This window comes from Pseudomaricurvus sp. HS19 (assembly GCF_009857815.1).
In the GTDB taxonomy this organism is placed as follows: Bacteria; Pseudomonadota; Gammaproteobacteria; order Pseudomonadales; family Cellvibrionaceae; genus Pseudomaricurvus.
The window spans coordinates 306,821-325,330 of the sequence record NZ_WVVW01000002.1 but is presented as its reverse complement, the minus strand read 5'-3'; the positions used below and the strand labels follow the sequence as shown (position 1 = coordinate 325,330).

Sequence of the window (18,510 nt, the reverse complement as noted above, 5' to 3'; positions counted from 1 at the left end):
AGCTGTATATGTCGCAATCAATCCGACGTTTGACCCTGATGCTGGGCGTGCCGCTGCTGCTGGCGGCAGGTGCCGGCGCCTATTACTTCTCGGGTCTCTCCTATGCCACTACCGACAACGCCTATGTGCAGCAGCACAAGGTGGGTGTCAGTGCCGAGGTGGGGGGGCGCATTGTCGAGGTGGCGGTGAGCGAAAACCAGCGTGTAGAGGCAGGCGAGCTGCTGTTCCGTATCGACCCGGAACCCTATCAGCTGGCGCTGCAGGAGGCGCAGGCGGAGCTGGCCAATGCCCGGGCGCGTCTGGAGCAGCTGGAGACTGACCTGCAAACCTCGTCGGTAGACATCGAGCGCGCGGAAGAGGACGTGCGTTTCTACGAGAAAGAGTTGCAGCGCCATCTGGCACTGGCCAAAACCGGTGTCTCCACCGATGCCCAGTTGCGCGCCGCCGAGCATGCGCTGTCCGCTGCCCGTTCCGAGTTGGCTACTGCGCGTGCCGATGCGGCCAAGGCGCGGGCGGCGCTCTCCACCGGCTCCGCGGATAACACCGTTAACCCGCAAGTGCTGGCGGCTCAGGTAAAAGTGGCGCGGGCGCAACTGAACCTGGCGCGTACCGAAGTGCGCGCCCCCGTCGGTGGCATTGTCAGTCAATCCGATCGCCTGCAGCCGGGGCAGCTGATGATGCAGGGGCTGTCGGCCGTCACCATCGTCGATACCGGCGAGAGCTGGGTGGAAGCCAATTTCAAGGAGACCGAGCTGAACGACATCCGTATTGGCCAGGCGGTGGATATTCGTGTCGATGCCTTCCCGGATCATAAGCTGCAGGGTGCGGTGGCCAGCATAGGTGCCGGCACCGGTTCCGAGTTTTCCATCCTGCCGGCGCAAAATGCCAACGCCAATTGGGTGAAGGTGACCCAGCGGGTGCCGGTGCGGATTGCCATCAATGATGCCCGGCCGGAGTTGATTGCCGGTTTGTCGGTGCATGTCCGTGTCGACCTCAACCACTGATACGGCAACCGCCGCCAGCGCCGACAAGCCGGCGCTGGAGACCCGCCACCGCGGTCTGCTGACGGCAGCGGTGATGGGCGTCTCCATCATCCAGCTGCTGGATATGACCATCGCCAATGTGGCCTTGCCCCACATGCGCTCGGGGCTGGGGGCTTCGCCGGATTCCATTACCTGGGTGCTGACCAGCTTTATCATTGCCGGTGTGATGGTGACGCCGGCGGTGGCCTGGGTCTCTGACCGGCTCGGCTCGCGGCGGGTGTTCCTGTGGGCGGTGGCGGGGTTTGTGCTCTCCTCCATGCTCTGTGGTGCTGCCACCTCATTGGCACAGATGGTCTTTTTCCGCGCCTTGCAGGGGGTGTGTGCGGCCTTTATCGGGCCTATGTCGCAGACCATCCTGTTTGACATCAACCCCCCCAGCAAGCATTCGGCGGCCATGGCCATCTGGGGCATGGTGGTGATGATTGCGCCTATTTCCGGTCCCATTCTCGGTGGTTACCTGACCGACAGCCTCAACTGGCGCTGGGTCTTCTACATCAACTTACCCATCGGTATTCCCACACTGCTATTGCTGGTGTGGCTGTTGCCGTCGCGCAACATAGTGCCGCGCAAGCTGGATCATCTCGGCTTTATCCTCATCGCCACGGCGCTGGTCTCCCTGCAGCTGATGCTCGACCGGGGGCAGCACCTGGACTGGTTCGCTTCGTGGGAGATCATCGTCGAGTTGTTGATTGCCCTGTCGGCGTTCTGGATGTTCATTGTGCATACCCTGCACACCAAAAATCCCCTGTTCCAGCCGTCGCTGTTTGCCAACCCCAATTTTCTCGGCGCCTTTGCCTTTATGTTTGTGCTGGGGGTGGCGAACGTGGCCATCGCCTCCATCCTGCCCACCATGTACCAGACGGTATACGGTTACAGTCCGGTGGACACCGGCTTGCTGATGATTCCGCGGGGCTGCGGGGTGTTTATCTCCATGCTGCTGGCCAACCGCCTGATGCAGTACTTTGATGTGCGCCACCTGGTCTTGGTGGGCTACCTGATTGCCGGCGGCGCACTCTGGTCCATGTCCGGCTTCGCCCTCGATATGGGCAGTGAACCTATTCTGGTGACTGGCTTTATCCAGGGATTGGGGCTGGGGCTGATCTTTACCCCCATGAACATTGCTGCCTTTGCCACGGTGTCAGTGGAGCAGCGGCCGGACGGCGCCAGCCTGCTGAACCTGATGCGCAACCTGGGGGGCAGCTTTGGTATTTCGCTGATCATCACCCTGCTGTCGCGCAATACCCAGACCAGCCACTCCGACCTCGCCGCCCATATCACCACTAACACCCTGGGGGGGATGGACCCGGCAGCGCTCAGTGGTCGTTTCGGCGACGCCGGCACGGCGGCACTGCAGATGGTGGAGGCAGAGATCAATCGCCAGGCGGTGATGATCGGCTACCTGGATAATTTCCACCTGATGGCCATTGGTGTGCTGTGCGTGGCACCGGTGGTGCTGTTGCTGAAGCCCATGCGGATCAGCGATATGCGGGCGGCGGGGAGATAAGCGGCGGCGTGGCTCAGCCGGATTGCTGCAGGTGCCACTGCTCACGCAGCTCGTTGCGAAAATCCGGGTGGGCAATATTGATCAGCGCCTGTGCCCTCTCCCGCAGGCTGGTACCGCGCAGCTTGGCAATACCGTACTCCGTCACCACATAGTCCACCTGTGCCCTCGAGGTGACCACGCCGGCACCGGGCGTGAGCTGGGCGCGAATGCGGGACTGGCTGCCGCCCCTGGCAGTAGAGGGTAGGGCAATGATGGAGCGCCCGCCCTCGGAGAGCTGCGAACCGGTGACAAAATCCACCTGCCCGCCAAAGCCCGAATAGATGCGATTGCCGATGGAGTCGGCACTCACCTGACCACCCAGGTCAATCTCGATGGCGCTGTTGATGGAGACCGCCTGCGGGTTCTTGCGAATCACTGCCGGCGAGTTGACGTAGGCAATATCGAGAAACAGCACCTCGGTGTTGTCATCCACAAAGTCGTACAGCGCCTGTGACCCAAGTACAAAGCCGGTGACGATCTTGCCGGGGTGAATCACCTTGCGGCTGTTGTTGATGACGCCGCTGTGCACCAGCGGCAATACGCCATCGGCAAACATTTCGGTGTGTATCCCCAGGTCCTTGTGTCCCCCCAGTGCCGCCAGCGCCGCATCCGGAATGGCGCCAATACCCAGCTGCAGGCAGTCGCCATTTTTGATCAGCTCGGCGATGTTCTCGCCAATCTGGCGGTGGGTGGCAGAGAGCGGTGCCGGATCGTGGGTGGGGATAGGGCTGTCGATGGTCACCGCATAGTGGATGCGGCTAAGCGGGATGGCAGCATCGCCGTGGGTGCGGGGCATCTGCGGATTGATCTGGGCAATGATGGTGGTGGCCATTTCACAGGCGGTGAGGGTGGCCTCCACCGACACGCCGAGGGAGCAGTTGCCGTGGCGATCCGGTGGCGACACCTGGATCAGCGCCACATCTATGGGCTGGTCGCCGCGGCGGAAGATGCGCGGGATATCGGAGAGAAAGGCGGGGACATAATCGGCGCGGCCGCAGTTCACCAGCTCGCGGGTGTTGCTGCTGACAAAGTAGCAACGGTTGCGCAGGTGGCCCTCCAGTTCCGGCCGGCACACCGGCTCGGCGTGCTCCAGGTGCAGCTGCAGTAACTCCAGCTCCTGCAGCTGCAGGGCTCTCTGGGCCAGTGCTTCCAGCAGGCGGTAGGGGGTGGCGGCCATGGAGTGGCACCAGATGCGATCGCCGGAGCGCAAACACTGCAGGGCTTCCTCGGCGCTGTTACAGATCAGGGTCATACAGGTCTCCGGCATTCCGTCTCCAGTAAAGACCTGATAATAATAGGGTCACTGTGACGGTTAAAGGTGAGCCCCTTTAACGCCCTGTTTTTACCCCTCGATTAAGGAGAGAGCCTTGCCTGTTCCAGCTGCTGTGGTGAAGTCGGCCCGGGTGCCGTTTCTGGTGTTGACCCCGGCGGTGCTGCTGCTGGCGCTGGCCATTGGTTTGTACGCGGGCGCCGGGTTGCAGCCGGTCTATGTGGCGGTGGCCTTGCTGGCCGCCATCAGCGCTCATATCAGTGTCAATGCGCTCAATGAGTACAGTGATTTTCACAGCGGCCTGGATGACATGACGCTACGTACTCCCTTCAGTGGCGGCAGTGGTGCCCTGCCGGCGGAGCCGAAGGCGGCCGCTGCGGTGGGAGCGCTGGGGGTGGTGACCCTGTTGCTGACCATCGGTGGTGGCCTGTGGCTGGTGTGGCAGCGGGGCTGGGGTCTTTTACCGCTGGGGCTCGCCGGTGCGCTGTTGATCGTCACCTACACCCGCTGGCTCAACCGTTCGCCCTGGCCCTGTCTGCTGGCTCCCGGGCTCGCTTTCGGGCCGCTGATGGTGGTGGGGGGAAGTTGGGTGGTCAGTGGTCATTTCCAGCCGCTGGCGCTGTGGTTGTCGCTGTTGCCCTTTGCCCTGAGCAACAACCTGCTGTTGCTGAACCAGTGGCCGGATCGGGAGCCGGACCGACTGGTGGGGCGTCGTCACCTGGCCATCGTCTATGGACTGAAGATGGTGCTGTGGGTTTACGGCCTGCAGTGGTTGCTGGCGCTGCTGGTGCTGGTCTCTGCGCTGCTGGTTATGCAGGTGACGGGTTGGGGCTGGCTGGTGCTGCTGCCCATGGCCGGAGGTCTGTTTGCGCTGCAGGGGATGGCCAGGAAGGCGGAGAGTAGTGCGTCGCTGGCGCCCTACCTGGCGGCCAATGTGGTTACCGCGGTGTTGACGCCGGCGCTGTTAGGGGTGGCGCTGCTGGTGTGAATTTGTTGAGGTAGAAAAGCTCGCCCGGGGGACCGGGCTCCTACATCAGCGCACGGGTCTATTGTAGGAGCCCGGTCCCCCGGGCAATGTTTTGGTCGCACCGAAAAGGGGGGGTTATTGCCCCGGCGGTTGTGGTGGCTGGTCGGACGGCGCTGGTCCGGAGTGACAGCTGCCCTGTGACGAGCAGCTGCCGCAGCCGCTGTCACTGCCGCAGCCCTTGCTGAAAAACACCTTGCGTATCACCGCCGCCACGGCGAGGGCGATACAGATCCCGACGATGATCTCCTGCCACATGGTGTTATACCTCCGTTACAGGAACAGCGATGCGATCTGATAGGTAGCCATGGCCGCCAGATAGGCCAGGGCAAACAGATACACGGTGAAAAAGGCGGTGGCGGTATTGGAGTTGGTCTCGCGACGCACCACGGCAATGGTGGCCAGGCACTGGGGGGCGTAGACAAACCACGCCAGGTACGCCAGTGCCACCGGCAGCTCCCAGCTCACACCCAGTGCTTGTCCCAGCGCCAGTTCCGAACTGGCGGCGCCCACGGCATAGACGGTGGCCAGTGCACTGACTGCCACTTCGCGGGCGGCCATGGCGGGAATCAGTGCCACACACATCTGCCAGTTAAAGCCCATGGGGGCGAACAGTGGTTGCATCAGGGCGCCCAGCTGGCCGGCAAAACTGTACTCAATGGCGGGGCGCACGGCGTCCACCGGAGCGGCCGGGAAGGAGGCCAAGGCCCACAGCAGCACCGACAGCGCCAGGATGACGGTACCGACCCGGCGCAGGAAGATCCAGATACGTTCCCGCAAGCCGATCAGCAGGTGGTAGGGGGAGGGCCAGCGGAAGCTGGGCAGCTCCAGCAGCAGCGGGAACTCCTCGCGGATATGGCGCAGGCGCAATACCCAGGCGGCGGCCGCGGCGCTGACAATACCGGCAAGGTAGAGACCAAACAGGGTCAGCCCCTGCAGGTTAAAGAACCCCAGTACCTTCTCTTCAGGAATGAAGGCAGCGATGATGAGGGTGTAGACCGGCAGCCGCGCCGAGCAGGTCATCAGCGGCGCCACCATAATGGTGATCATACGCTCCCGCGGGTCGGGTACGGTACGGGTGGACATGATGCCGGGCACGGCACAGGCAAAGCTGGAGAGCAGCGGGATAAACGAGCGGCCGGAGAGGCCCACGCCGCGCATGGGGCGGTCCAGCAGGAAGGCCGCGCGGGTGAGGTAACCGGAGTCTTCCAGCAACAGGATAAAGAAAAACAGGATCACGATCTGGGGCAGGAACACCAGTACACCGCCGACACCGGCGATCAGGCCATCCACCACGAAGTCCTTGAGAATACCGTCTGGCATGTAGGTGGCGACCAGGTCACCCATAATCCCGAACCCACCATCGATCAGGTCCACCACCGGCGAAGCCCAGGCGAATACTGCCTGGAAGATGGTCAGCAGGACGGTGAAGAGGATGGCCAGGCCGGCCACCGGGTGCATAACCACGCGATCCAGCGCATCCTGCCAATTGGTTTGCTCCGCGGGCATGCGCACATGGGCATCCAGCAGGGTTTCAATCCGGTCGTAGACCGCTTCCACCGACTCCTTGCGCACCGCTTCGTCGTCGCTGATGACCTTGGCGCGCTGCTCTTTGAAACGGTGGGCCGCCTCGGCGATGGTGGCGCGCAGCTGTGCGGAGCCGGGCTTGCGCAGGGCAATGGTCTCAATCACCGGAATGCCGAGAGCCTCCTGCAGGCCTGCGGTATCAATTTCGATGCCGCGGCGGCGGGCGGCGTCCATCTGGTTGATGGCCAGCATCATCGGGCGCCCGAGCTGCTCCAGCTCCAGCACCAGGCGCAGTCCGAGGCGCAGGTTGGTGGCATCCACCACCGCCACCAGCACGTCCGGTGGCGCCTCGCCGGCCATCTGGCCGAGGATCATGTCACGGGCCACCTTCTCGTCGAGGGAGGAGACGTGCAGGCTGTAGGTGCCGGGCAGGTCCATCAGCTCTACCGGGGCGTCAATATCGGTCACCATGCCGGCGCGGCGTTCAACAGTAACACCCGGGTAGTTGGCCACTTTGGCGCGGGCACCGGTGAGGTGATTGAAGAGGGAGGTTTTACCGCAGTTGGGGTTGCCTACCAGGGCGAAGCGCAGGGCTGAAGTACTCATGCGCTAGCCTCGACGGTGCTGACCAGCAGCTTGCTCGCCTCGCGGCGACGCAGGGCAAACTTGGTGCCGGCGATCTTCACCGACAAGGGGTCGCGGCCGAGGAAGCCGTAGCCAAGAATGGTGAGTCGTGCACCGGGCAGGAACCCAAGCTCTTTCAAGCGCATGCTTACCGAGGCGTCGCCGTCGCCGAATTCCGGCTGCTCAACCAGGGCCTCTATGCAGAGGGTTTCACCCTTGTGGCACTGATCCAGGGTGCGCAGATGGGCCTGAGCCAGACACTCTTCGCTGGCGGCAACGGGTTGGGCAATTGACATAAGCGGACTACTACGGCGACAGGTTAAATGAGATTGATTAGCGATTAGAGTAAACCTTTTGCGGGGTTTCGGCAATCGCTCTAAGCGCGTTGAACAGGGTATTTCGGGGATTTATTGATCCTGCTCAGCCGTGGCGGAAAAACAGCGGGCACAAAAAACGCGGGCCCAGGCCCGCGTTTTTTGTCAGTCACCGGAGCGGAAGGCTCAGTTGACCCTGGCGTCCAGCTCACCGCTGGCATAGCGCTGGTACATGTCGTCCAGGCTCAGTGCCTTGATCTTGCTGGCGTTGCCGGCGGTACCAAAGGCTTCGTAGCGCGCCACACAGATATCCTTCATGGCGGTGATGGTGTGCTGCAGGAACTTGCGCGGATCGAACTCGGACGGGTTCTGGGCCAGGAAGCGGCGCACGGCGCCGGTTGAGGCCAGGCGCAGGTCGGTGTCGATATTGACCTTGCGCACGCCGTGTTTGATACCTTCCACGATCTCTTCCACGGGGACACCGTAGGTCTCGGGGATGGCACCGCCGAACTCGTTGATCACTGCCAGCCAGTCCTGTGGTACGGAGGAGGAGCCGTGCATCACCAGGTGGGTGTTGGGGATGCGCTGGTGGATCGCCTTGATACGGTCGATGGCCAGGATGTCGCCCGTGGGTGGACGGGTGAACTTGTAGGCGCCGTGGCTGGTGCCGATGGCAATGGCCAGGGCGTCCACATTGGTTTTGGCAACGAAGTCGGCGGCTTCTTCCGGGTCAGTCAGCATCTGGCTGTGATCCAGGATGCCTTCGGCACCGATACCGTCTTCTTCACCGGCCTGTCCGGTTTCCAGGGAGCCGAGACAGCCCAGCTCACCTTCCACAGAGACGCCACAGGCGTGGGCCATATCCACGGTGCGACGGGTAACGTCGACGTTGTACTCGTAGCTGGCAGGGGTCTTGCCATCTTCACCCAGGGAGCCGTCCATCATCACCGAGCTGAAGCCCAGCTGGATGGAGCGCTGGCACACGGCGGGAGAGGTGCCGTGGTCCTGGTGCATGCAGACGGGAATTTCCGGAAACTCTTCAATGGCGGCCAGGATCAGGTGGCGCAGGAAGGGGGCGCCGGCGTATTTACGGGCACCGGCGGAGGCCTGCACGATCACCGGGGAGTCGGTCTGGCGGGCCGCTTCCATAATGGCGCGCATCTGCTCCAGGTTGTTGACGTTAAAGGCCGGGACGCCGTAGCCGTACTCGGCGGCGTGATCCAGCATCTGACGCATGCTAATAAGGGCCATGTTGTCTGTCCTGTTACTGTTTTGAATTCAGATAATTGTTATAGCTGACCGGCGTCAATGGCTGACGCCGTTGCTCCGTCGTTCAGCGGCTTATTACGCCCGCTCTTCCAGAATGGCGACGGCCGGCAGTGTCTTGCCCTCGACGTATTCCAGGAAGGCGCCACCACCGGTGGAGATGTAAGACACCTTATCAGCAATGCCGTATTTGTCCACTGCTGCCAGGGTGTCGCCGCCGCCGGCAATGGAGAAGCCGTCACTGTCGGCAATGGCCAGGGACAGGGCTTTGGTGCCCTCGCCAAACTGGTCAAACTCGAACACACCCACAGGGCCGTTCCAGATGATGGTTTTGGCGCTTTTCAGAATCTCGGTGAGGGCCTTGGCAGAGTCCGGACCGATATCGAAAATCATGTCGTCGTCGGCCACTTCGTCGGCACTTTTCAGGGTGGCGGCGGCGGTCTCGGAGAACTCCTTACCGGTCACAACATCAGTGGGGACAGGGATGTCACACTTGGCCATCAGGTTTTTGGCGTTGTCGATCAGGTCGGCCTCGTACAGGGACTTGCCCACCGGCTTGCCGGCGGCGGCCAGGAAGGTGTTGGCAATACCGCCACCGACAATGATCTGGTCACAGAGGTCAGACAGGGAATTGAGTACGTCCAGCTTGGTGGAGACCTTGGAGCCGCCAACGATGGCCACCATGGGGCGTGCCGGGTTGGCCAGCGCTTTTTCCAGAGCGTCCAGCTCGGCGGCCAGCAGTGGGCCCGCGCAAGCAACCGGTGCAAATTTAGCCACGCCGTGGGTGGAGGCCTGGGCGCGGTGGGCGGTACCGAAGGCGTCCATCACAAAGATATCGCACAGGGCAGCGTAGGCTTTGGAGAGCTCTTCGTTGTCCTTCTTCTCACCGGGATTGAAGCGCACGTTTTCCAGCAGCACCAGCTCGCCGTCGGCCAGCTCGATACCACCTTGCCACTCTTTAATGACGGGTACGTCGCGGCCCAGCAGTTTGCCCAGGTGGTCGGCCACCGGCTGCATGGAGAACTCTTCCGCGTACTCCCCTTCCGTGGGGCGTCCCAGGTGGGACATGACGATTACCCTGGCGCCGGCCTTGAGAGCAAGCTCGATGGTGGGCAGTGAGGCGCGGATACGCGCATCGCTGGTGACCACACCGTTCTTCACCGGTACGTTAAGGTCTTCACGGATCAGCACGCGCTTGCCGGCCAGATCCAGTTCCGTCATCAGTTTTACAGCCATGGCTGTGATTCCTCTGTATCAGTCATTGTAATAATGGGTGTTGCGATCGGGAGGCATTGTACCCGTATTCTGTGCACTGCTCGCCACCTGGATCACCCGCAGAGCGTGCTCCTAGGGCAGGGCGAGCCAGCTGCGGGCTACGTCCAGCATACGGTTGGCGTAGCCCCATTCGTTGTCAAACCACACCAGTAGCTTCACCAGCCGCTTGCCCGCGACCCGGGTCTGTCCGGCATCGACGATGGCGGAGCGGGCGTCGTGGTTGAAATCGCAGGAGGCCAGCAGTTCTTCAGTGTAGCCAAGCACACCGTGGAAGCGGTTGATTGCGGCGTCCTGCAGCATGCAGTTGACCTGTTCCACCGTGACATCCTGTTGCACGACCACCGACAGGTCGATGGCGGAGACGTTGGCCACCGGGATGCGCATGGCCTGGGCTTCAAAGCAGCCCGCCAGTTGTGGCAGGAAGCGCTCGATACCACGGGCCAGGCCGGTATCCACCGGGATCATGGAGTTGATGGCGGAGCGGGTCTTGCGCAGGTCGGTGTGGTGGTAGGCGTCGATCACCGGCTGGTCATTCATGGCCGAGTGCAGGGTGGTGATCACTCCGCTGTCGATGCCGAAGGCGTCCTGCAGGGCGGTAATCACCGGAATGCTGCAGTTTGTGGTGCAGGAGGCGTTGGAGACGATGCGGTGTTCTGCACGCAGCTCCTGCTCGTTGACGCCGTAGACGATGGTAGCGTCCACATCGGCTTCCGCCGGCTGGCTGAACAGCACCCGTTTGGCCCCTTGGGCGATGTGTTGCAGGGCGCTGGCGCGATCGGAGAAGGCGCCACTGCACTCCAGCACCAGGTCGATATCCAGCTCGGCCCAAGGCAGCTGCTCAAGTCGCTCCTCGTGCAGGATGCGTATGCTGTGGCCGTCGATGCTGAGGCAGTCGTTGTCCACGCTGACCTCGGCGGGAAAGCGGCCGTGGGTGGAGTCGTACTTGGTGAGGTGGGCAATGGTGCGGCAGTCGGCCGGTTCATTGATGGCCACGACCTGCAGCTGATCCTGCAGGCCGGACTCAAACAGCGCACGCAGCACGCAGCGGCCGATGCGACCATAGCCATTAATGGCCAGGCGCGCAGGCCTGGCACTTGGGGGGGTGGTGCGACTCACCAGTAGCGGTTTCCCTGTGGTGGTTGCCCTCTGGCGCAGAGGGCGTTGAGCGGGGGAGGCGGGGCGGTAATCAGCCCAGCACTTCCTCCACGGCGGCTACCACATTGTCCACGGTAAAGCCGAACTCTTCCATCAGTTGCGGGCCGGGGGCGGATTCACCAAAGGTGGTCATGCCCACCACGCGACCGTCGAGGCCGACAAACTTGTACCAGTAGTCCTCGATACCGGCTTCCACCGCCACGCGGGCAGAGACTTCCAGCGGCAGCACGGCCTGACGGTAGGCGGCGTCCTGCTCACAGAAGATCTCGGCGCAAGGCATGGAGACCACGCGCACAGCCTTGCCGGCGGCGTTGAGCTGGTCGGCGGCGTTTACGGCCAGCTCCACTTCGGAACCGGTGGCGATGATGATGGCCTCTGGTGCACCGTCACAATCTTTCAGGATGTACCCGCCGCGGGCGATGTTGGCCAGCTGTTCGTCGTTACGTGGCATAGGGGCCAGGTTCTGACGGGAGAAGATCAGCGAGGTGGGACCGTTGCGACGCTCGATGGCCGCCTTCCAGGACACGGCGGATTCGGTGGTGTCACAGGGACGCCATACCTGCATGTTGGGAGTCATGCGCAGGCTGGCAATCTGCTCTACCGGCTGGTGAGTGGGGCCATCTTCACCCAGGCCGATGGAGTCGTGGGTGTAGACGAAGATGCTCTGCTGCTTCATCAGTGCCGCCATGCGCACGGCGTTGCGGGCGTACTCCATAAACATCAGGAAGGTGGCGCCGTAGGTGACGAAACCGCCGTGCAGGGCGAGGCCGTTCATGATGGCGCTCATGCCGAACTCACGCACGCCGTAATAGATGTAGTTGCCGTTGGCGTCTTCCGCACTCACGCCCTTGCAGCCTTTCCACAGGGTCAGGTTGGAGCCGGCCAGGTCGGCGGAGCCGCCCAGCAGTTCCGGCAGCAGCGGGCCGAAGGCGTTGAGGGTGTTCTGGCTGGCCTTGCGGGAGGCGATCTTCTCGCCTTTCTCCTGACACTCGCGGATGTAGGCGTCGGCCTGTTCAGCGAAGTCGGCGGGCAGTTCGCCCTTGATCACGCGGCGCTCGAATTCGGCGGCCAGCTCGGGGTGGGCGCCCTTATAGATTTCGAAACGGCCCTGCCAGTCATTCTCGGCAACGGCACCGGCGTCGCGGGCGTTCCAGCGGGCGGCGATGTCGGTGGGAATCTCGAAAGGGCCGTGGTTCCAGTTGAGGGTCTTGCGCACCAGTGCCACTTCGTCGGCACCCAGTGGTGCACCGTGACACTCTTCCTTGCCCTGCTTGTTGGGGGAGCCAAAACCGATCACGGTCTTGCAGCAGATCAGGGTGGGCTTGCCGGTCTCGGCGCGGGCGGCTTCGATGGCGGCTTTAATGGCGTTGCTGTCGTGACCGTCAACGGCGGGAATTACCTGCCAGCCGTAGGCTTCAAAGCGCTGCGGGGTGTTGTCGGTAAACCAGCCCGGGGTGCCGTGGCCACCGGCCACTTCGCCGTCAATGGAGATGCCATTGTCGTCGTAGAAAGCAATCAGCTTGCCCAGGCCCAGGGTGCCGGCCAGGGAGCAGGCTTCGTGGGAGATGCCTTCCATCAGGCAGCCGTCGCCCAGGAATACGTAGGTGTAGTGGTCAACGATGTCGTGACCGGGACGGTTGAACTGGCCTGCCAGTACCTTCTCCGCCAGTGCCATGCCGACGCCATTGGTAATGCCCTGGCCCAGTGGGCCGGTGGTGGTCTCAATACCGGGGGCGTAGCCGTACTCGGGGTGGCCCGGGGTTTTGGAGTGCAGCTGGCGGAAGTTCTTCAGCTCTTCGATAGGCAGGTCGTAGCCGGACAGGTGCAGCAGGGAGTAAATGAGCATGGAGCCGTGGCCGTTGGACAGCACAAAGCGGTCGCGGTCGGCCCAGTCAGGGTTGGCCGGGTTGTGCTTGAGATAGTCGTTCCACAGCACTTCGGCGATGTCCGCCATGCCCATAGGGGCACCCGGGTGGCCGCTGTTGGCTTTTTGTACGGCGTCCATACTGAGGACGCGGATGGCATTGGCAAGTTCGGCGCGGGTTGGCATGGGCTCGGGGCTCCTGTTGAGGCATTAACTCCCCGCCACGGCGAGTCGCGGGACTGGCGGTCAGCGGGGGCGTCAAAAAAGGGGCGGTATTTTCCCTTACCAGCCTCTGCAGGTAAAGGCGCGGCGGGTAAATAATTGCCAATTTTTCCGTCGATCTGGTTAAAAATTGACTGCCGCTGTGCGGGGGCGGGTCGTGTCGCTGTGCGGGGGCTGGTCGACAGGGGCTGCAAAGGGGGTGGGGCCCCCGGGAAAAGCGCTCACAGGGGGCGGGCGCGGCTGGCCAGATCACCCTGACGGGCCAGGGTGAGAAACTCCTCTCCCAGCTCCAGGCTGAGGTCCATCACCTCCTGCCACAGGGCGATACGCTCGGCGTCGCGCCCGGCCAGGCGCTTGAAGTCGGCGCGATCAGGTACACGGCCCAAGCGGGTGCGGGCAAAGAACTCCGCCGAGGGGGTCAGCAGCAGGGTGTTGTCCAGCAGGGTTGCCGGGGCCTTGCGCCAGGGCAGCTGCTTGTCGAACCAGCCCATTTTGCAGAAAGGGTAGAAGTGGGGGTAGAGCACCAGCCCAGCATCCTGCCAGAAGTTGCCCGGCACCGGGTGGTAGTCCAGCAGGCCGCCATCGCGGTAGACGCCGGGGCCGGCGCCGGCAATATCCTCCACCCCGTACATGTAGACGGGGATGGAGCCGGAGGCGGTCAGCGCCGCTTCCAGGTTGCCGGCGTCCAGGGCCACGGTTTCCGTAGGGTAGCCATCCAGGGCCGCCACCGGCGGTGGCGTGCGCGGGTCGTGAAACACCACCCGTTCCACCAGCCCGTGCATACCGCCGCGGCCGCTGAGGTTGCGCAGCGAGGCGTGCAGGCAGGCCAGGGTCTGGCGTCGGGGGTTGTGACTGGCCAGTCCGCTGTGACAGCGCACCGCGCCGCAACTCAGGCGCAGGATGGGGTGGGAGAGAATCTCGTCACCGCCGCCATTGCCCAACACTCCGTCCCGCAGCTGCCGGAACTCCCGCTCAATGGCGGCGGCGGAGATGCCATCGGGGTAGGTTTGCAGCTGGTACGCCCTGGCCAGGGTGTCGAGGGCGGCACCGGTATCACGGCGACAGGCGGCCGCCAGTTTGAAGGCGCCGACGGAGGTGCCAAACAGCGGCAGTGGTTGCTGGCGGGACTGCAGCCACTGGCCAAAGATGGCCCGGTCGAGACCATAGATGGCCAGCCACTTGGCGGCACCGGAGGCGGCGAAGACGGCGGCCAGGTGCTCAGGCGCCAGTCCCTGCTGTTGCAGGTGGTGCAGGGCGGAGGGGCCGGCGAAGATCGAGAGCAGGGACATGATGCTGAGTGGTGAATGGCGAATGGCGAGTGGCGGGGCAGCTGCTTTTACCCGTAACTCGCCACTCAATACCCGCTACTTAAAAAAGCCTTGAGCGATCGTCGTCGTCCCGTTGCAGCGACAGTTCGTCGGCGGCGTGGGAGAGATATTCGGAGTCGGTTTCCGACTTCAGCTTGATCATCAGACGCAGGTCGTTGGCGGAGTCGGCGTGGGCGAGGGCGTCCTCATAGGTGATTTCGCCCTGGTCGTAGAGTTCGAACAGCGCCTGGTCGAAGGTCTGCATACCCTGCTCGGTGGACTTCTTCATCAGCTCCTTCAGGTCTGCTACTTCCCCTTTGCGGATCATGTCCGAGGCCAGCGGCGTATTCAGCAGTACCTCCAGACAGGCGCGGCGGCCATTGCCGTCCGGTGTGGGGATCAGCTGCTGGGCGACGATGCCCTTGAGGTTCAGCGAAAGGTCCATCCACAACTGGTGGTGCCGGTCGGCGGGGAAGAAGTGGATGATGCGGTCCAGCGCCTGGTTGGCGTTGTTGGCGTGCAGGGTGCAGAGGCAGAGGTGACCGGTTTCGGCAAAGGCGATGGCGTGTTCCATGGTGTCCCGTGAGCGCACCTCGCCAATGAGGATGACGTCGGGTGCCTGCCGCAGGGTGTTTTTCAGGGCCACTTCGAAGGAGTCGGTATCGATACCCACTTCGCGCTGGGTGATGATGCAGCCCTGGTGCTGGTGCACGAATTCAATGGGGTCCTCGATGGAAATGATATGGCCCTTGGAGTTGCGGTTGCGGTGGCCGATCATCGCCGCCAGCGAGGTGGACTTACCGGTACCGGTGGCGCCCACAAAGATGATCAGGCCGCGCTTGGTCATGGCCAGTTCTTTGATGATTTCCGGCAGGCCCAGGTCATCGATCTTGGGAATGTTGGTCTCGATACGACGCAGCACCATGCCGGCGAGGTTGCGCTGGTAGAAGGCGCTGCAGCGGAAGCGGCCGATGCCCCGGGCGCTGATGGCGAAGTTCAGCTCCTTGGTGTCGAGAAACTCGCGGCGCTGTTTTTCATTCATCACCGAGAGCACGGTTTCGCGGGTCTTTTCCGGCGACAGTGGCGTGGTGGTGACCGGCACCACCTTGCCGTGCAATTTGATGGAAGGCGGAATGCCGGCAGTAATAAACAGGTCGGAAGCGCCCTTCTCAACCATCAATTGCAGTAGTCGTTCGAAATCCATGGGGTGTCCTTGGCCCTGTACGGGTTCTCAGCTGGCAACCGGCGACTCGTCAGGACGCCGCCGGTTGCAGGGGGTGTTCAGGTCTTGTGCGGCAATCAGAAGTTTTCCGGCATCTTGGCTTTTTCGCGGGCCACGTCGCGGCTGATGATGCGCTTGGCCACCAGGTCTGCCAGGCACTGGTCCATGGTCTGCATCCCCAGTGCGGCACCGGTCTGGATGGCCGAGTACATCTGCGCCACCTTGTCCTCACGGATCAGGTTACGGATCGCCGAGGTGCCGCGCATGATTTCGTGGGCCGCTACCCTGCCACCGCCGTTGCGCTTGAGCAGGGTCTGGGAGATAACCGCCTGCAGGGATTCCGACAGCATGGAGCGCACCATGGCTTTCTCCGCCGCCGGGAACACATCCACCACCCGGTCGATGGTCTTGGCCGCCGAGGTGGTGTGCAGGGTGCCGAACACCAGGTGGCCGGTTTCGGCCGCGGTCAGTGCCAGGCGAATGGTCTCCAGGTCCCGCAGCTCACCCACCAGGATGATGTCCGGGTCTTCCCGCAAGGCGGAGCGCAGGGCTTCGGCAAAGCCGTGGGTGTCACGGTGCACTTCCCGCTGGTTCACCAGGCATTTCTTGGATTCGTGCACAAATTCGATGGGGTCCTCAATGGTGAGGATGTGTTCGTATTTGTTGTCGTTGAGGTAGTCCATCATGGCGGCGAGGGTGGTGGACTTGCCGCTACCGGTGGGGCCGGTAACCAGCACCAGGCCACGGGGTACGGCGACGATATCGCGGAACACCTGGCCCATGCCCAGCTCCTCCATGGTCAGTACCTTGGAGGGAATGGTACGGAACACAGCGCCGGCGCCGCGGTTGTGGTTAAAGGCGTTTACCCGGAAGCGGGCAACACCGGGAACCTCGAACGAGAAGTCGGTTTCCAGGAACTCTTCGTAGTCCTTGCGTTGCTTGTCATTCATGATCTCGTAGATCAGACTATGCACCTGCTTGTGCTCCATGGGCGGCAGGTTGATGCGTCGTACATCGCCATCTACCCGGATCATGGGAGGCAAGCCGGCTGAAAGGTGCAAATCCGAAGCGCCCTGTTTGGCACTGAACGCCAGAAGTTCCGTAATATCCATGCTGCGACTCTAGTAATTGGTAGTTCTGATTCCCCGGTGGCTGCCAGCAGCTGCCAGTGATTGATCGTTAACAGCCGGTGGCAACGCCGCAAGGCGGCCGGACCAGTATATGTCGAAGATACCCGAGCAACTAGCTCAAGTGCAAAACCGTGTTCACGCTGCACTGGCAGCCGCCGGCCGCGCCGAAGATGCCGCACTCCTGCTGGCGGTGAGCAAGACCAAAAGTGCCGCCGCTGTCCGCGAAGCCTTTGGCTGCGGGCAGACCTGCTTCGGTGAGAACTATCTGCAGGAGGCGCTGGAGAAGCAGCAGCAGCTGCAGGACCTGCCCATCGAATGGCATTTTATCGGCCCCATCCAATCCAATAAAACCCGCGCCATCGCTGAAAACTTTGACTGGGTTCACAGTGTTGATCGCGCCCGCATCGCCGTCCGCCTGAATGACCAGCGGCCGCCGTCACTGCCGCCGTTGAATGTCTGTGTGCAGGTCAATATTGATGCCGAGCCCAGCAAGGCGGGGGTATTGCCGGAAGAGCTGCCGGAGGTGCTGGAGAGTGTGGCACAACTGCCGCGCCTGCGGTTACGGGGTTTGATGGCGATACCGGCACCGCGCAGTGACCATGGTGAACAACAAAAGGTATTGCTGCAGGTGGCCAGCCTGCTGCAGGAGTGGCAGCAACGCTATCCGCAGCTGGATACCCTCTCCATGGGGATGTCCGGCGACCTGGAGGCGGCCATTGCGGCGGGGGCTACCATAGTACGTGTGGGTACCGATATTTTCGGTGCGCGCTGAGTGCGCCCGGACAATTTGAACAGCTGTGCGAGCTGCACAGGATTTTGACAGAACAGGACTTTGACAGAGAGGAAAGCCACGGTGAGTCAGGCAAAGATTTCGTTTATCGGTGCGGGCAATATGGCCAGCAGTATTATTGGTGGCCTGGTGGCCAGGGGTTACCCCGCCGCGCAGATCACCGCCACCGATCCCTACCTGCCCAGCCTGGAGAAGGTACAGCAACAGTTTGGTATCGAAGTGACCCAGGATAACGCGGCTGCCGCGGCGGCAGCCGAGGTGGTGGTGCTGGCGGTCAAGCCGCAGGTGATGCAGCAGGTGGCCGAGGACTTGAGTGGCAGTCTTGGCCATCAACCGCTGGTGATCTCCATCGCCGCCGGTATCGATATGCGCAGTCTCGACCTGTGGCTTGGCAATGACCTGCCCATCGTGCGCTGTATGCCCAACACCCCGGCGCTGGTGCAGCTGGGTGCCACCGGGCTGTTTGGCAACAGCCGTATCAGTGCGCAGCAGCGACAGCTGGCCGATGACATAGTCTCCGCCGTTGGCATTGTACAGTGGCTCGAGAGCGAAGCGCTGCTGGATGCGGTAACCGCCGTTTCCGGCAGTGGGCCGGCTTACTTCTTCCTGTTTATGGAAGCGATGATAGATGCCGGTGTGGCCCAGGGGCTGAGCCGTGACAGCGCCACCCAGCTGACCCTGCAGACGGCCCTGGGTGCGGCACAGCTGGCGCTGGGCAGTGATGTGGACGTGGTGGAATTGCGTCGCCGGGTCACCTCACCCAACGGCACCACCGAGCAGGCGATCCGCTCCTTCGAAGAGGGTGGTTTGCGGGTTGCGGTTGAGAAAGCCATGGAGGCCTGCGCCGAGCGCTCGCGGGAGATCGCTGCGGAACTGGGTGCCTGAGTCACGATCTGAGTGAGCAGTCGCAGGCCCCGGCCAGTTACGCCGGGGT

Annotated in this window: 16 protein-coding genes; 5 read left to right on the top strand and 11 right to left on the bottom strand. The window is 62.7% G+C overall.

Features of this window, described 5'->3' with window-relative positions; genetic code table 11:
* Nucleotides 1-8 precede the first annotated feature (8 nt).
* On the top strand, nucleotides 9-1,004 hold the full coding sequence (locus GSF27_RS09215; RefSeq protein ID WP_237457468.1) for an HlyD family secretion protein: 996 nt from the start codon (nucleotides 9-11) through the stop codon (nucleotides 1,002-1,004).
* Nucleotides 985-2,547, top strand: a complete 1,563-nt coding sequence (locus GSF27_RS09210) for a DHA2 family efflux MFS transporter permease subunit (RefSeq protein ID WP_370462588.1) — start codon at nucleotides 985-987, stop codon at nucleotides 2,545-2,547. Before GSF27_RS09215 ends, GSF27_RS09210 begins: the two co-directional genes overlap by 20 nt.
* 13 nt (nucleotides 2,548-2,560) lie before the next feature.
* Here GSF27_RS09210 and GSF27_RS09205 read toward each other — a convergent pair whose 3' ends face one another.
* Complete coding sequence (locus GSF27_RS09205) at nucleotides 2,561-3,838, bottom strand: acetyl-CoA hydrolase/transferase family protein (RefSeq protein ID WP_202410371.1); 1,278 nt, start codon at nucleotides 3,836-3,838, stop codon at nucleotides 2,561-2,563.
* 115 nt (nucleotides 3,839-3,953) lie between these two features.
* Between GSF27_RS09205 and GSF27_RS09200 the strand changes: the two genes are divergently transcribed.
* Nucleotides 3,954-4,844, top strand: a complete 891-nt coding sequence (locus tag GSF27_RS09200) for a prenyltransferase (RefSeq protein WP_160968159.1) — start codon at nucleotides 3,954-3,956, stop codon at nucleotides 4,842-4,844.
* A gap of 114 nt (nucleotides 4,845-4,958) precedes the next feature.
* On the opposite strand, the gene GSF27_RS09195 is transcribed toward GSF27_RS09200, so the two are convergent.
* From GSF27_RS09195 to GSF27_RS09150, 10 genes are all read right to left on the bottom strand, one after another.
* Nucleotides 4,959-5,138: a FeoB-associated Cys-rich membrane protein gene (locus GSF27_RS09195; protein ID WP_160968157.1), complete on the bottom strand. Its 180-nt coding sequence runs from the start codon at nucleotides 5,136-5,138 to the stop codon at nucleotides 4,959-4,961.
* Nucleotides 5,139-5,153: 15 nt separating this feature from the next.
* Nucleotides 5,154-7,013, bottom strand: coding sequence for a ferrous iron transporter B (locus tag GSF27_RS09190; RefSeq protein ID WP_160968155.1), 1,860 nt, complete (start codon nucleotides 7,011-7,013; stop codon nucleotides 5,154-5,156).
* Nucleotides 7,010-7,327 (bottom strand): FeoA family protein, encoded by a 318-nt coding sequence (locus GSF27_RS09185; protein ID WP_160968153.1) that lies wholly within the window; start codon nucleotides 7,325-7,327, stop codon nucleotides 7,010-7,012. The genes GSF27_RS09190 and GSF27_RS09185 overlap by 4 nt, the downstream gene beginning before the upstream one ends.
* Nucleotides 7,328-7,531: 204 nt before the next feature.
* A complete protein-coding gene (gene fba / locus GSF27_RS09180; protein ID WP_160968151.1) occupies nucleotides 7,532-8,596 on the bottom strand; it encodes a class II fructose-bisphosphate aldolase in 1,065 nt (354 codons plus the stop codon).
* A gap of 93 nt (nucleotides 8,597-8,689) precedes the next feature.
* Nucleotides 8,690-9,847 carry a phosphoglycerate kinase gene (locus GSF27_RS09175; RefSeq protein WP_160968149.1) on the bottom strand — a complete coding sequence of 386 codons (1,158 nt, stop codon included), beginning with the start codon at nucleotides 9,845-9,847 and terminating at the stop codon, nucleotides 8,690-8,692.
* Nucleotides 9,848-9,958: 111 nt separating this feature from the next.
* Nucleotides 9,959-11,002: a glyceraldehyde 3-phosphate dehydrogenase NAD-binding domain-containing protein gene (locus tag GSF27_RS09170; RefSeq protein ID WP_160968147.1), complete on the bottom strand. Its 1,044-nt coding sequence runs from the start codon at nucleotides 11,000-11,002 to the stop codon at nucleotides 9,959-9,961.
* Nucleotides 11,003-11,072: 70 nt separating this feature from the next.
* Nucleotides 11,073-13,091, bottom strand: a complete 2,019-nt coding sequence (gene tkt, locus GSF27_RS09165; RefSeq protein WP_160968145.1) for a transketolase — start codon at nucleotides 13,089-13,091, stop codon at nucleotides 11,073-11,075.
* Between the two features lie 257 nt (nucleotides 13,092-13,348).
* Nucleotides 13,349-14,485, bottom strand: coding sequence for a patatin-like phospholipase family protein (locus tag GSF27_RS09160; protein ID WP_160968143.1), 1,137 nt, complete (start codon nucleotides 14,483-14,485; stop codon nucleotides 13,349-13,351).
* Nucleotides 14,486-14,495: 10 nt separating this feature from the next.
* Nucleotides 14,496-15,638, bottom strand: a complete 1,143-nt coding sequence (locus GSF27_RS09155; protein ID WP_160968141.1) for a PilT/PilU family type 4a pilus ATPase — start codon at nucleotides 15,636-15,638, stop codon at nucleotides 14,496-14,498.
* A 95-nt stretch (nucleotides 15,639-15,733) separates the two neighbouring features.
* Nucleotides 15,734-16,768, bottom strand: a complete 1,035-nt coding sequence (locus GSF27_RS09150; RefSeq protein ID WP_160968139.1) for a type IV pilus twitching motility protein PilT — start codon at nucleotides 16,766-16,768, stop codon at nucleotides 15,734-15,736.
* Nucleotides 16,769-16,877: 109 nt separating this feature from the next.
* Here GSF27_RS09150 and GSF27_RS09145 point away from each other — a divergent pair, with 109 nt between their 5' ends.
* Both GSF27_RS09145 and proC read left to right on the top strand, forming a co-directional pair.
* On the top strand, nucleotides 16,878-17,558 hold the full coding sequence (locus tag GSF27_RS09145) for a YggS family pyridoxal phosphate-dependent enzyme (protein ID WP_160968137.1): 681 nt from the start codon (nucleotides 16,878-16,880) through the stop codon (nucleotides 17,556-17,558).
* A gap of 81 nt (nucleotides 17,559-17,639) precedes the next feature.
* Nucleotides 17,640-18,461 carry a pyrroline-5-carboxylate reductase gene (gene proC / locus GSF27_RS09140; protein WP_160968135.1) on the top strand — a complete coding sequence of 274 codons (822 nt, stop codon included), beginning with the start codon at nucleotides 17,640-17,642 and terminating at the stop codon, nucleotides 18,459-18,461.
* The last annotated feature ends 49 nt before the right edge of the window (nucleotides 18,462-18,510 follow it).